Raw genomic sequence first — 14604 nt, 5'->3', positions numbered from 1 at the left:
TAAAGGCCAAGTTCCGGGCGGGTTACCGGCGGTTGTCGCCACGTCTTCCCGTACCTCCCGTGAACGACGGGCGGCCGGGGAATAGGTTGGGCGCGGTAAGCCAGGCGAAGCGCCGGGACTCGGCCCGGCTCGGTGACACGCGATGGGGGCGGACATGTCAATGTCGAAAGGCTCGAACACCCCGGTGCCGACGACGGCGCTCCGGGTCGAACTGGGCTGGCGGACCGGCCCCGGCGTACCCGACGTGGACGCCTCGGCGCTGCTCCTGGTGGGCGGAAAGGTCAGGTCCGACGCGGACTTCGTCTTCTACAACCAGCCGGGGCACTCCTCCGGCGCGGTCCGCCACGAGGGCAAGCGGGACGCCGGCGGCCGGGTCACCGACAGTCTGCTCGTCGACCTCGCGCGCGTGGAGCCCACGATCGAGACGGTGATCCTCGCCGCCTCCGCGGACGGCGGGGCGTTCGGACAGGTACCCGATCTGTACATCGAGGTTCGCGAGGCCGCCGGGAACACCGTGGCCGCCCGCTTCGACAATCCCGGCGCGACCGTGGAAACGGCCTTCGTGCTCGGCGAGTTCTACCGCCGCCAGGGTGCCTGGAAGTTCCGTGCCGTGGGCCAGGGCTACGACAGGGGGCTCGAAGGACTGGCCACCGACTACGGCATCTCGGTGGACGAGCCGCAGCAGGCGCCCCCGATCGCCCCGCAGACCCCGATCGCCCCGCAGACCCCGATCGCCCCGCAGACCTCGGCCGCCCCGCAGACCCCGGTCGTCCCGCAGGCGCCCCCGGTCCCACCCGCGACCCGGCCGGCCGCCACCCCGCCGCCCCCGCCGACGGCGCCCTCCGCCGAGCCGGTCCGCCTGACCAAGGTCACGCTCACCAAGGCCGCTCCCTCGGTCTCGCTGACCAAGCAGGGAGGCACCTCGGGCGCCATGCGCGTCAACCTCAACTGGGAGGTGCGCAAGCAGTTCTCCGGATGGGCCCGCAAACTCGGCCGCCCGGTCGCCATGCACGACGACCTCGACCTCGACCTGTGCTGCCTGTACGAGCTCACCGACGGCAGCAAGGGCGTCGTCCAGGCGCTCGGCAACGCCTACGGCGCCCTCGACCGGCCGCCGTTCATCCACCTAGACGGCGACGACCGCACCGGGGCCGTGGCGACCGGGGAGAATCTCACGATCAACCTCGACCACAAGCAGTACTTCCGACGCGTCCTCGTCTTCGTCACCATCTACGAGGGCGCCCGCTCCTTCGCCGACCTGCACGCCACGGTGACCCTCCAGCCGCAGTACGGCGCCCCGATCGACTTCTCGCTCGACGAGTGCACGGTCCCCTCGACGGTGTGCGCCCTCGCCCTGATCACCGCCGACGGCAACGACCTGGTCGTCCAGCGCGAAGCCCGCTACCTCGTGCCGGAGCGCGGAGTGAGCCCGCAGCGGACGGTGGACCACGCCTACGGCTGGGGCATGAACTGGACCCCCGGCCGGAAATGACCCGCCCCGGGGGAGCGCTCAGGCTGCCCGGCCCTCCTCGGGCACGGCGTCCGGACGGGCGTAGGTGCGGCCCTTCCAGGCCGCGCCGCGCCCCCGGTAGTGCCGCACCGCGGAGTCGACCGTCATGAGGAGATAGAGGAACGCGGTGAACGGCAGCAGCGGGGCGAGCCACAGCGGCTGCCGGTAGTACCGCAGCATCGGCGCGTACGTCCCCGCCATCACGAGCCAGGCGGCGGCGCCCGGGACCAGTGCCGACGCGCCGCCCGTCGCCGCGCCCACGACGACCGCCGCGGGCGGTACCAGGTACACCAGCGCCAGGCCGGCCACCGTCCCGGCGAGCACCAACGGGTTGTGCCGCAACTGCGCGTACGCGCTGCGCGAGACCATCCGCCACAGGTCGCGCAGCTGCGGATACGGACGGACGCTGTCCACGCCGTCCGCCAGACCCAGCCAGACCCGCCCGCCGACGCCCTTGACCGCCCGCGCGAGGGCCACGTCGTCGATGACGGCGTGCCGGATGGCGTCCGGGACACGGGCCCGCTCGGCGGCGTCCGCGCGCAGCAGCACGCAGCCGCCCGCCGCGGCCGCCGTCCGCGTCCTCCCCTTCCGGCCCGTCCCGTCGCTACCGGCCCGGCCGCCGCCGATCCACCGGAACGGGTACAGCTGCGCGAAGAAGTAGACGAAGGCCGGCACGACCAGCCGCTCCCACACACTCTCCACCCGCAGCCGGGCCATCTGCGAGACGACGTCGAAACCACCGGTGCGGGCCGCCGCCACCAGCCGGCGCAGGCTGTCCGGCGCGTGGGCGATGTCGGCGTCCGTCAGCAGCAGGTACTCGGGCTCACGCGCCCGGGCCAGGCCGATGCCGTGCCGCACCGCCCACAGCTTGCCGGTCCACCCGGCCGGCGGTTCCCCCGGCGAGTCCACGGTGAGCGGCAGTCCCTCCCGCCGCCGGGCCAGCTCGCAGGCCAGGTCCGCCGTGCCGTCCGTGCTGCCGTCGTCGACCAGGAAGACCTCCGCCCGCCCCGGATAGTCCTGGGCGAGCAGGGACGGCAGGCTCGCGGGCAGGACGGCCGCCTCGTCGCGCGCCGGGACGACGACGCAGACGGAGGGCCACACATCCGGATCCTCCCGGGCCGGCAGCCGGACGTCCGTGCGCCAGAAGAAGCCCCGGGCGAGCAGCAGCCACAGCCAGGCGGCGAACGAGAGGGCGGAGACGACGGTCACGGCGGCAGTCCACACATCGGCGCTCACGTGCGCAGTCTGCCCCACGGCACGAGCCCGCGACGGCGCATCGACTATGGTGGCCGGGTGAAGATCGCGCTCATGGACTCCGGAATCGGTCTGCTGGCGGCCACCGCCGCGGTACGGCGCCTGCGACCGGACGCCGATCTCATCCTGTCCCTGGACCCCGACGGCATGCCCTGGGGCCCGCGCACCCCCGAGGACCTGACCGGACGGGCCCTCGCCGTCGCCGAGGCGGCCGCCGAGCACCGTCCGGACGCCCTCATCGTCGGCTGCAACACCGCCACCGTGCACGCGCTGCCCACGCTGCGCGCGCGCCTCGAGCCCGCACTGCCGGTCATCGGCACCGTCCCGGCGATCAAGCCCGCGGCGTCCGGCGGCGGCCCGGTGGCGATCTGGGCGACACCCGCCACCACCGGCAGCGCCTATCAGCGGAACCTGATCAAGGAGTTCGCCGGGCAGGCGAAGGTCACCGAGGTGCCGTGCCCGGGGCTCGCCGACGCCGTCGAGCACGCGGACGAGACGGCGATCGACGCGGCCGTCGCCGCCGCGGCCGCCCTGACGCCCGACGACGTAACGACCGTCGTCCTGGGGTGCACCCACTACGAACTGGTCGCCGAACGCATTCGGGCCGCCGTCCAGCGCCCCGACGGCCCGCGCCTGGTCCTGCACGGCTCCGCGGGCGCGGTCGCCACCCAGGCGCTGCGCCGGATCGGGGCCGCTCCCGACCCGGGCGCCCCGGCCGCGGGCACCCTCACCGTGCTGCTGAGCGGCCGCGAGGGCACGCTGCCCGCCCCCGCGCTCGCCTACGACGAGGGCCGGCTGCTGCAGGCGGTCACGCCGGCCCGCTGACCGGCGGGGCCGCCCGGACGGCGCAGTCACCCTGCGCGACGGGATACCGGCGCAGCGAAAGCTGAGTAACCTCATATCCATGAGGCGTCGCCGCGGCGAGAGCATCCCCCCACCGCACGTCTGGACCGGACGTGCCACCAACCGGGTCCAGTGGTTGCTGGCCCTCATCGGTGCCGCCTGCCTGGCGTTCGGCATCGCGCTGGCCGTCGAATCGGCCTGGGAGTCCGGCGGCGCCCCGCTGGTCATGGCGGTCGTCGGCTGCATCGCGGCGGGGCTGCTGGTCCTCTTCGGCACGCTCGCCTTCGTGCACGTCGCGCTGAGAGTCGACGAGGAGTGTCTCGAGGTGCGCTGCGGCCACATCGGCGTGCCCCGCCGCCGCATCCCCCTCTCCCAGGTCGCCGGCGCCGAGTTCGCCCCGCACGTCACCCCGCGCCACTGGGGCGGCTGGGGCTACCGCTGGCGACCGGAGAAGGGCACCGCGGTCGTCGTACGCCGCGGGGAGGGCCTGGTCCTGCGCCTGTGGGACGGCCACACCTTCACCGTCACCGTCGACGACGCGGAAGCGGCCGTCCAGGTCATCAAGGACCGCCTGCGGCCGAAGGCCCCCGGCTCGGCGCGCTGAACACGCACTCCCGGCGCGAAGGCCGGTCGCCGGCCGTGGACCGTGCTGTGGGCCGCGCGGTCAGCCGCCGTACACTCCGGGGGGTGACAGCCACCGCAACCTCCGTCGGCGAGCCGGACCGGACGCAGCACCAGGAAAGCCCCTCCTCGCGCGCCGCCACGCGGCTCCTGCGCCTCCTCCCGGCCGTCGCCGCCGCGCTCTCCGGAGTGCTGCTCTACGTCAGCTTCCCGCCGCGCACCCTGTGGTGGCTGGCCCTGCCCGCCTTCGCCGGCTTCGGCTGGGCGCTGCGCGGCCGCGGCTGGAAGGCGGGCCTCGGCCTCGGCTACCTCTTCGGTCTCGGCTTCCTGCTGCCGCTGCTGGTATGGACCGGTGTGGAGGTCGGCCCCGGCCCCTGGCTCGCCCTGGCCGCGATCGAAGCGGTCTTCGTGGCGCTGGTCGGCGCGGGCGCCGCTACGGTGTCGAAGCTGCCCGGATGGCCGCTGTGGGCGGCGGCCCTGTGGACCGCCGGGGAGGCCGCCCGCGCGCGGGTGCCCTTCGAGGGCTTCCCCTGGGGCAAGATCGCGTTCGGTCAGGCGGACGGCGTGTTCCTGCCGCTCGCCGCGGTCGGCGGCACACCGGTGCTCGGCTTCGCGGTGGTCGTGTGCGGCTTCGGCCTCCACGAGGCCGTCCGACTGGCCGTCCGGGCACGGCGCACCGGCGAGGTGCGCCGCGGCGCGGCGACCGTGGCACTCCTGAGCCTGGCCGTACCCGTCGTGGGCGCCGTCGCCGCACGCCCGCTGGTCAGCGACGAGGCGGAGGACGGCACCGCGACGATCGCCGTGATCCAGGGCAACGTGCCGCGCGCGGGCCTCGGCTTCAACGCCCAGCGCCGCGCCGTACTCGACTACCACGCGCGCGAGACGCGGCGCCTGGCCGCCCAGGTCGCGGCCGGCGAGGTGGACCGGCCCGACTTCGTGCTCTGGCCGGAGAACTCCTCCGACATCGACCCCTTCGCCAACCCCGACGCCCGCGCGGTCATCGACCGGGCCGCCAAGGCGATCGGCGTGCCCATCTCGGTGGGCGGTGTAGTGGAACGCGACGGCAGGCTCCTCAACGAGCAGATCCTGTGGGACCCGGACAAGGGGCCCGTCGACACCTACGACAAGCGGCAGATCCAGCCGTTCGGCGAGTACCTGCCGCTGCGCTCGCTCATCGGGGCGATCAACGACGAGTGGACCTCCATGGTCAGCCAGGACTTCAGCCGGGGCTCCGAGCCGGGCGTGTTCACCATGGCCGGCACCCGGGTGGGGCTCGTCACCTGCTACGAGGCGGCCTTCGACTGGGCGGTGCGCTCCGAGGTCACCGACGGCGCCCGGATGATCTCGGTGCCCAGCAACAACGCGACCTTCGGCCGCAGCGAGATGACCCACCAGCAGCTCGCGATGTCCCGCGTCCGCGCGGTCGAGCACAGCCGGACCGTCGCCGTGCCGGTGACCAGCGGCGTCAGCGCGATCATCATGCCGGACGGCACGGTCACCCGGAAGACCGGCATGTTCGTGGCGGACTCGCTGGTCCAGGAGGTGCCCCTGCGCTCCTCCCAGACACCCGCCACCCGGCTGGGCGTGGCCCCCGAGATCGTCCTGGTGCTGGTCGCGGCCGGCGGGCTCGGCTGGGCCGTCGGGTCCGGTGTGCGCGGCCGACGCGCCGGTGGCGTGTAGCCGTACGCCCGCCGCACGCCCCGCGACACCCCAGGGAGCGGTCCGGACCGCCCGTTAGGGTCGTGCCCATGGCTACTCCCGACTTCATCCGCGACCTGCGCGTCACCGCCGGACACCAGCTGCTGTGGCTCCCCGGGGTCACCGCCGTCGTCTTCGACGACGAGGACAGAGTGCTGCTCGGCCGGCGGTCGGACAACGGCCGCTGGTCCCTGGTCGGCGGTATCCCGGAACCGGGGGAGCAGCCCGCGGCCTGCGCCGTGCGCGAGGTCGAGGAGGAGACCGCCGTACGGTGCGTCGTCGAACGGCTGGTCCTCGCACAGGCGCTCAGCCCCGTCACGTACGACAACGGGGACGTCTGCCAGTTCATGGACATCACCTTCCGCTGCCGGGCCGTCGGCGGCGAGGCCAGGGTCAACGACGACGAGTCGCTGGAGGTGGGCTGGTTCGAGGTGGACGCCCTGCCGGACCTCGGGGAGTTCGGGCAGTTCCGGATCAAGCAGGCACTGTCCGACGCTCCCACATGGTTCGACACCACTGGTTCACTCTGAAGTATGGAGCGCGCCCACATGTGGTGAGCGGGGCGGCCTGCCTAGGGTCGGGACATGACCTCGCCCAGTGTCCTCCCGGCCCCCCACGCCTCCTCGCTCGACCTGCGCGGCCGTACCGCCCTCGTCACCGGTGCCGCCGGCGGTATCGGACGTGCCTGTGCGCAGCGGCTCGCCGCCGCCGGGGCCGGGGTCAGGGCCCTCGACCGGGACGCAGCCGGGCTGGACGCGCTCGCCGAGAGCTGCGGCGACCTGGCGGGCGGCGTCGAACCGCACGTCCTGGACCTGACCGACCTGGACGCCGCCGAACGCGCCGCGGCCGGCACCGACATCCTCGTCAACAACGCGGGCCTGCAGCTGGTGCGCCCCATCGAGGAGTTCCCGCCGGACGCCTTCCACACCGTGCTCACCGTGATGCTGGAGGCCCCCTTCCGCCTCATCCGCGGCGCCCTGCCCCACATGTACGGGCAGGGGTGGGGGCGCATCGTCAACATCTCCTCCGTCCACGGCCTGCGCGCCTCGGCCTACAAGGCGGCGTACGTGGCCGCCAAGCACGGCCTGGAGGGACTGTCCAAGACCGCCGCCCTCGAAGGCGCGGCCCACGGCGTCACCTCCAACTGCGTGAACCCCGCCTACGTACGCACCCCGCTGGTGGAGAAGCAGATCACCGATCAGGCCCGCGCCCACGGCGTCCCCGAGGAGCAGGTGCTGAACGACGTGCTGCTGAGGGACAGCGCGCTGCGACGCCTCATCGAACCCGACGAGGTCGCCGAGGCCGTGGCCTACCTGTGCGGCCCGCAGGCGTCCTTCGTCACCGGCACGTCGCTGGTCCTGGACGGCGGCTGGACGGCCCACTGACTTGGGCGGCGGCCGGCGGACCCGGGTTTTCCACAGGGCTGCCGCGACGACCGCACGATGGGGAATCCTGTGAGCATGTCCCGCGATCACGTGCAGTCCGCCGAGCGCACCGCCCACGACGCGGCCGCACCGGCCGGTGCCGCCGCGCGGCCGGCGCCCGCGCCCGTCGAGACTCCCTTCCTGGAGCTGCTGGCCAGGGGCGCCTCCGCCGACGCCTACGAGCAGCCGGTGCTCCTCGCCCGCGCGGAGTCGGTCCCCGCCGAGCGGATCACCGCGCTCGAACGGGCCAAGGACCTCGCCCTGCGCGTCCGCTCGGAGCTGGAGGGCAGGCGCAGGCGTGAGGCCGAGCTGTCCGCCCTGTTCGAGACCGCCCACGACCTCGCCGGACTGCGCGACCTGGACGCCGTGCTGCGCGCGATCGTGCAGCGGGCCCGCTCCCTGCTCGGCACCGACGTGGCCTACCTCAGCCTCAACGACCCGGCCCGCGGCGACACCTACATGCGGGTCACCGAGGGCTCGGTCGCCGCCCGCTTCCAGCAGCTTCGGCTCGGCATGGGCGAAGGACTCGGCGGCCTCGTCGCCCAGACCGCCCGCCCCTACGTCACCGACGACTACTTCAAGGACGCCCGCTTCCAGCACACCCGCACCATCGACGCGGGCGTGAGTGACGAGGGGCTGGTCGCCATTCTCGGCGTCCCCCTCATGCTCGGCCACCACGTCATCGGCGTGCTCTTCGCCGCGGACCGGCGCGCCCGGGTCTTCGGACGCGAACAGATCGCCCTGCTCGGCTCCTTCGCCGCCCTGGCGGCGGCCGCCATCGACACCGCGAACCTGCTCGCCGAGACCCGTTCGGCCCTGGCCGGCCTGGAACGGGCCAACGAGATCATCCGGGACCGCAGCGGCGTCATCGAGCGCGCCTCCGACGTCCACGACCGGCTCGCCGAACTCGTGCTGCGCGGCGGCGGCGTCCACGACGTGGCCGCCGCCGTCTCCCAGGTGCTGGACGGCACCGTCGAGTTCACCGAGGCCGCGGCCGCACCGGCGCGCGCCCTGGAATCGTCCCGTGCCGAGGGCCACGCGGTGCGCCAGGAGGACGACTGGATCGCCGCCGTCGCCGCCGGCGACGAGCTGCTCGGCGCCCTGGTGCTCCGCGGCCACCCCGGGCTCGACCCCGTCGACCAGCTCACCCTGGAGCGGGCCGCGATGGTCACCTCGCTCCTCCTGCTCGCCCGCCGCTCCGCCGCCGAGGCCGAACAGCGTGTCCGCGGCGAGTTGCTGGACGACCTGCTCGACGCCCGCGACCGCGACCCGCGCCTGCTGGGCGACCGCGCCCGACGGCTGCGCGCCGATCTGGCCGCCACCCACGTCGTGCTCGCCGCCCGCCTGGACGCCACCGCGCCCGACGCCGACCAGGAGGCGGACGCGCGCAGACGACTGTGGGCCGCGGCCTCCCACCTCGCCGCGACCCGGCACGGCCTCGCCGCCGCCCGCGACGGCGGCACCGTACTGCTGCTGCCCCTCACCACCGGGGACGGCGCCACGGACCTGGCCCGCCGCACCGCCCGGCACCTGGGCACGGCCGTGCACGAGGCCGTCACCGTCGGCGCCTCCGCCCCCGTGGAGGACCTCGCCGCCCACCCGGACGCCGTGGCCGCCGCGTACGCCGAGGCCAGACGCTGCCTCGACGCCCTGAGACTGCTGGGCCGCTCCGGAGACGGCGCCGCCGCCGAGGACTTCGGCTTCCTGGGCCTGCTGCTGGCCGGCGACCAGAACGTCTCCGGTTTCGTCGACCGCACCATCGGCCAGGTCGTCGCCTACGACGAGCGGCGCGGCACCGAGCTCGTGCGCACCCTCGACGCGTACTTCGCCTGCGGCATGAGCCCCGCCCGCACCAAGGACGCGCTCCACGTCCACGTGAACACGGTCGCCCAGCGCCTGGAACGCGTCGGCCGTCTCCTGGGCGACGACTGGCAGGGCCCCGAGCGCGCACTGGAGATACAACTGGCCCTCAGACTCCACCGCCTGTCGATACCGGCACAGCACTGACCCCCGCACGCACGGCGTGCGGGGGCCGGTGCCGGGGCCGGATCAGAGGGCGCGGGCACCCGGGGCACGGGAGGCGGTCGCCGCGGTCCCGTCCGGATCGGCGTCCTCGGGGGAGGCCGCGACATCGGCGAGGTCCCGGTTGCGCGTCTCCTTGGCCACGCCCACGGCGATCAGCGTCAGCACGGCCGAGGCGATGACGTAGAGGGAGATCGGAGTGGAGCTGTCGTACGCGGACAGCAGGGCGGTGGCGATCAGCGGGGCGGGCGCACCGGCCGCCACGGAGGCGAACTGGGCGCCGATGGACGCACCCGAGTAGCGCACCCGGGTCGCGAACATCTCGGAGAAGAAGGCCGCCTGGGGCGCGTACATCGCACCGTGGAGCACCAGTCCCACGGTCACCGCGAGCAGCAGGGCACCGAAGCTCCCGGAGTCGATCAGCGTGAAGAAGGGGAACATCCACAGCCCGACCCCGGCCGCCCCCAGCAGGTACACGGGGCGCCGGCCGATCCGGTCCGACAGGGCGCCCCAGACCGGGATCACCGCGAAGTGCACGGCCGAGGCGATCAGCACGGCGTTGAGCGCGGTCTGCTTGGAGACGTCGGCGGCGGTGGTGGCGTAGACGAGGATGAAGGCAGTGATGACGTAGTAGCTGATGTTCTCCGCCATCCGCGCGCCCATCGCGATCAGTACGTCGCGCCAGTGGTGCCGCAGCACGGAGACCAGCGGCATGGGCTCGGCCTTGGCCTTCCGCGTCTCGGCCTTGGCCAACGCCTTTTTGAACACAGGCGATTCATCGACGGACAGACGAATCCACAAACCGACCATGACCAGCACGCCGGAGAGCAGGAAGGGAATCCGCCACCCCCAGCTGTTGAACGCGGTGTCCGACAGCACGGCCGTGAGCAGCGACAGCACACCGGTCGCCAGCAACTGTCCGGCCGGCGCTCCCGTCTGCGGCCACGACGCCCAGAACCCGCGCCGCCGCGCGTCCCCGTGCTCCGACACCAGCAGCACGGCCCCGCCCCACTCGCCGCCGAGGGCGAAGCCCTGCACCAGCCGCAGCACGGTCAGCAGCACGGGAGCGGCCGTGCCGATGGTCGCGTGCGTGGGCAGCAGCCCGATCGCGAAGGTCGCCCCGCCCATCATCAACAGGCTCAGCACCAGCAGCTTCTTGCGCCCGAGCCGGTCACCGTAGTGCCCGAAGACCAAGGCCCCCAGCGGCCGTGCGGCGAACCCGACGGCGTACGTCAGGAACGACAGCAGCGTGCCGACCAGCGGGTCGGAGTCCGGGAAGAACAGCTTGTTGAAGACGAGCGCGGCGGCGGAGCCGTAGAGGAAGAAGTCGTACCACTCGATGGTGGTGCCGATGAGGGACGCGGCGACGATGCGCTTGAGGTTGTTCGGGGCTGGTGGAGCGGTTGCGGGCGACGACATCGGCACCACTTCCTGGGGTGTGACGGGGACGTTTGCGTGTCGCCACACCGTAGGAATCCGCAGGTCAGGCGCACATGTGGCGGGGCAACATAGTTCGCGGGTCGGCTATGCGCGCGGCCACCATGCCGACTCGCGGGAAGGTGATTCAGTGGATCGGTGATGCTCGAAACGAGTGCCATGCGGGACGCGTAGTTCGTGGCGGTTTGACGGTGCGGTGCTGACTCCCGTGCTGGTTTGGTGATGACCAAAAGCCCACGTCATCACCCGTCCTCCCCTGTCCCGTGCTGACTTGGTGCTGACTACACTCCGTTGAACTCGGGCATCTGGGATTGATCCACTCGGATTCGTTGCGTGGTAGATGACCGGACTGAGCCCGAGTCCGGCCTTGCCGCTCAACCGCCGTCGGTAGGGCAAGCACTGTGTCTCGGTGCGGGTGCAGTGCACGTTGATTCCAGTAGGTTCTTGGTCTACTGGTGGTACATCACGAGCAGCGTCGTGACCAGGGCTCACTGTGAGCTAGATGCTGGCCCGTGTGTGGTCCGGATCTTCGTCTTGATCGATTTGGTGGGCGCAACCCGGAGATGGGTCCCACACCGAAGGCAATTACGGACGAGCGAGTGCGGCTCGCGGTTACAACCAGCCCGAATAGGCTGCGTGGCGGTAGCCTCGGCGCCCAGGTGCACGCGCGCACAGTGGCGAGCGCCGTCGACCTCGGTAAGCTCGTCCCCCCGACCGTCGACGCTCCTCGCCCTCGACAACGCCGCCGCCCTGTCCCGCACTTTCCGGCTCTCTCCGCCGAAGCGATGGCCGACGTCGAGTAGCAGATCGACGCCACCGGCCGGGCCCGCTCCGCCGTCCAGGCCGTGCTCGACGTTGCCCCGTACGGCAGCGCGCCCTCAACGTCCTGGGGAGCTGAGTGACGTCTGCGGGCCTGCTCTCCATGCTCGTCCTCACCGCGGCCGCTATGCGCGCCGTGCTCCTCCTTCCCTGCCTGAGCACGTCCGAAGGGGCCGCCCGTACACGGCTGTGCAGGCCACCGTCGCATGCTCAGGTCACTCCTGCGCCTGGGCGTGCCGCTGCCCCCTGCCCGAAGAGCTGGATGCGAAGTGGCCGCAGTCGGCGGCCGGGAGGTGTGTCCAGTCCTCGGCCGCGCACACAACCGGCACTTAATGAAAGCTGAAAGATAAGTGATGACAGATCCCTTGACCGCCCGTGCCGTTACGGGCAAGGTTCCGGAGAGTGCTCTCCCGTTTCCGTATCGTTTCCAAGGGGACTCCGCATGCCCAGAATTGACGTGACGTCAGTTGCGCCACCGCCACCCCGCAGATCCGTTCGCCGAGGAGTCGTCGGCGCGGTGGTCACTGCTCTCGCCGCCGCCCTCCTCACCTTCGCTCCCGCTCAGAAGGCCGAGGCCGCGCCCGTACTGCTGTCCCAGGGCAAGCCGGTCACCGCCTCCACCCAGGAGCACTACGGCACCCCGGCGACCGCCGCCGTCGACGGCGACAACGGCACCCGCTGGTCCAGCGCCGCCTCCGACCCGCAGTGGATCCGTGTCGACCTCGGCGCGACAGCCACGATCAGCCAGGTCGAGCTGCGCTGGGAGGCCGCGTACGCCAAGTCCTACCGCATCGAGACGTCCCAGAACGGTACGGACTGGTCCACCGCGTACTCGACCACCACGGGCACCGGCGGCACGGAGACGCTGAACGTCTCCGAGACGGCCCGCTACGTCCGGATGCTCGGCACCACCCGGGCTACCGGGTACGGGTACTCGCTGTGGGAGTTCAAGGTGTTCGGCACCATGGGCGACGGCGGTCCCACCCTGCCGGGCGGCGGTGATCTCGGCCCGAACGTCCACATCATCGACCCGTCGACCCCCGACATCCAGGGCAAGCTCGACACGGTCTTCGAGCAGCAGGAGTCGGCACAGTTCGGCAGCGGCCGGCACGCGTTCCTGTTCAAGCCGGGCACGTACAACAACCTCAACGCGCAGATCGGCTTCTACACCCAGATCGCGGGCCTCGGCCTGAAGCCTGACGACACCACCATCAACGGTGACGTGACGGTCGACGCGGGCTGGTTCAACGGCAACGCCACGCAGAACTTCTGGCGGGGAGCCGAGAACCTGGCGCTGAACCCGGTGAGCGGGACCAACCGGTGGGCGGTTTCCCAGGCGGCCTCGTTCCGGCGCATGCACGTCAAGGGCGGCCTCAACCTCGCGCCCAGCGGCTACGGCTGGGCCAGCGGCGGCTACATCGCCGATTCGAAGATCGACGGCCAGGTCGGCAACTACTCGCAGCAGCAGTGGTACACCCGCGACAGCTCCATCGGCGGCTGGTCCAACTCCGTGTGGAACCAGACCTTCTCCGGCGTCCAGGGCGCCCCGGCGAACAGCTTCCCCGAGCCCCGCTACACGACCCTGGACACCACGCCCATCTCCCGCGAGAAGCCGTTCCTGTACCTGGACGGCAACGAGTACAAGGTGTTCGCGCCGGCCAAGCGCACCAACGCGCGCGGTACGACCTGGGAGAGCGGCACCCCGCAGGGCGAGTCGATACCGCTGAACCGGTTCTACGTGGTCAAGCCCGGCGCCACCGCCGCGACCATCAACGCCGCCGTCGACCAGGGGCTGCACCTCCTGTTCACCCCGGGCATCTACCACGTCGACCAGACCATCGAGATCGACCGGGCGAACACCATCGTCCTGGGCCTCGGCCTGGCCACGATCATCCCGGACAACGGCGTGACCGCGATGAAGGTCGCCGACGTCGACGGCGTGCGGCTGGCCGGGTTCCTCATCGACGCCGGCGTGGTCAACTCCCCGACGCTGCTGGAGGTCGGCCCGCAGGGCGCCTCCGCCGACCACGGTGCCAACCCCACCACGGTCCAGGACGTCTACATCCGGATCGGCGGCGCGCACGCCGGCAAGGCCACCACCAGCATGGTCATCAACAGCCACGACACGATCATCGACCACACCTGGGTGTGGCGCGCCGACCACGGCGAGGGCGTGGGCTGGGAGACCAATCGGGCCGACTACGGCGTCCGCGTCAACGGCGACGACGTCCTGGCCACCGGCCTGTTCGTCGAGCACTTCAACAAGTACGACGTCGAGTGGTACGGCGAACGCGGCCGGACGATCTTCTACCAGAACGAGAAGGCGTACGACGCCCCGAACCAGGCCGCCGTCCAGAACGGCGACACCCAGGGTTACGCCGCCTACCGCGTCGACGACTCCGTCGACACCCACGAAGCCTGGGGCCTGGGCAGCTACTGCAACTACAACGTCGACCCGAACATCCGTCAGCACCACGGCTTCAAGACTCCGGTCAAGCCGGGAATCAAGTTCCACAGTCTGCTGGTGGTGTCCCTCGGCGGCATGGGCCACTACAACCACGTCATCAACGACACCGGAGCGTCCACGGTCCCCGCGGGAACCACGACCGTGCCGTCCACCCTCGTGTCCTTCCCCTGACAGTCCGTCCGTCGGCAGCCGGATGATCCGGCAGCGCAGGCCCCGATTCCCCTCCGGTCCGGGTGACACCCCGCGCCCCGGTCCGGAGGGGCCCCGCGGCCCGGTGCCCGCACCGGGCGCCCGGGGCAGCACCCCCCGTAACGCCCCCATGTGACCGTGCCGTTCCGATCCGGGCGGCACGCCGCGGCCATGCGCCGAACGGGGACCGGGGATCCACCCTGGAGAGCGCTCCCCGCCAGGCACTCCGACCTGCCAGGAGCAGATGTGTTCAGACCTCCGTCACCACTCGCCCTGTCCCGCCGCCGGGCCGGCCTCTCCGTGCTGGTTCTCGGCGCGCT

At 72.2% G+C, this 14604-nt stretch carries 10 protein-coding genes; 8 read left to right on the top strand and 2 right to left on the bottom strand.

The genetic code is table 11. The annotated features are described in order from the left end of the window. Positions 1–160: 160 nt before the first annotated feature. A complete protein-coding gene (locus M6G08_RS29340; protein ID WP_272591470.1) occupies positions 161–1492 on the top strand; it encodes a TerD family protein in 1332 nt (443 codons plus the stop codon). An 18-nt stretch (positions 1493–1510) separates the two neighbouring features. On the opposite strand, the gene M6G08_RS29335 is transcribed toward M6G08_RS29340, so the two are convergent. Further along, complete coding sequence (locus M6G08_RS29335; protein ID WP_272590130.1) at positions 1511–2764, bottom strand: glycosyltransferase; 1254 nt, start codon at positions 2762–2764, stop codon at positions 1511–1513. Positions 2765–2803: 39 nt separating this feature from the next. On the opposite strand from M6G08_RS29335, the gene M6G08_RS29330 reads away from it, so the two are divergent. The 6 genes from M6G08_RS29330 to M6G08_RS29305 all read left to right on the top strand — a co-directional run bounded on the left by M6G08_RS29330 (position 2804) and on the right by M6G08_RS29305 (position 9357). Then, positions 2804–3589 (top strand): glutamate racemase, encoded by a 786-nt coding sequence (locus tag M6G08_RS29330; RefSeq protein ID WP_272590129.1) that lies wholly within the window; start codon positions 2804–2806, stop codon positions 3587–3589. A 79-nt stretch (positions 3590–3668) separates the two neighbouring features. After that, positions 3669–4211 carry a hypothetical protein gene (locus M6G08_RS29325; RefSeq protein ID WP_272590128.1) on the top strand — a complete coding sequence of 181 codons (543 nt, stop codon included), beginning with the start codon at positions 3669–3671 and terminating at the stop codon, positions 4209–4211. 83 nt (positions 4212–4294) lie between these two features. Next, on the top strand, positions 4295–5908 hold the full coding sequence (lnt, locus tag M6G08_RS29320; protein ID WP_272590127.1) for an apolipoprotein N-acyltransferase: 1614 nt from the start codon (positions 4295–4297) through the stop codon (positions 5906–5908). A gap of 68 nt (positions 5909–5976) precedes the next feature. Then, complete coding sequence (locus M6G08_RS29315) at positions 5977–6456, top strand: NUDIX hydrolase (protein WP_272590126.1); 480 nt, start codon at positions 5977–5979, stop codon at positions 6454–6456. A gap of 54 nt (positions 6457–6510) precedes the next feature. Further along, on the top strand, positions 6511–7311 hold the full coding sequence (locus tag M6G08_RS29310; RefSeq protein WP_272590125.1) for a 3-hydroxybutyrate dehydrogenase: 801 nt from the start codon (positions 6511–6513) through the stop codon (positions 7309–7311). A 75-nt stretch (positions 7312–7386) separates the two neighbouring features. Beyond that, a complete protein-coding gene (locus tag M6G08_RS29305; RefSeq protein ID WP_272590124.1) occupies positions 7387–9357 on the top strand; it encodes a helix-turn-helix domain-containing protein in 1971 nt (656 codons plus the stop codon). 42 nt (positions 9358–9399) lie between these two features. On the opposite strand, the gene M6G08_RS29300 is transcribed toward M6G08_RS29305, so the two are convergent. Further along, the gene (locus tag M6G08_RS29300; RefSeq protein ID WP_272590123.1) at positions 9400–10791 is read right to left on the bottom strand and encodes an MFS transporter; all 1392 of its coding nucleotides are present in this window, start codon (positions 10789–10791) and stop codon (positions 9400–9402) included. 1279 nt (positions 10792–12070) lie between these two features. Between M6G08_RS29300 and M6G08_RS29295 the strand changes: the two genes are divergently transcribed. After that, positions 12071–14266: a discoidin domain-containing protein gene (locus tag M6G08_RS29295; protein ID WP_272590122.1), complete on the top strand. Its 2196-nt coding sequence runs from the start codon at positions 12071–12073 to the stop codon at positions 14264–14266. The last annotated feature ends 338 nt before the right edge of the window (positions 14267–14604 follow it).

The sequence above is a fragment of the Streptomyces sp. M92 genome (genome assembly GCF_028473745.1).
Lineage (GTDB): Bacteria > Actinomycetota > Actinomycetes > Streptomycetales > Streptomycetaceae > Streptomyces.
This window is presented reverse-complemented; position numbering and strand designations above follow the sequence as displayed.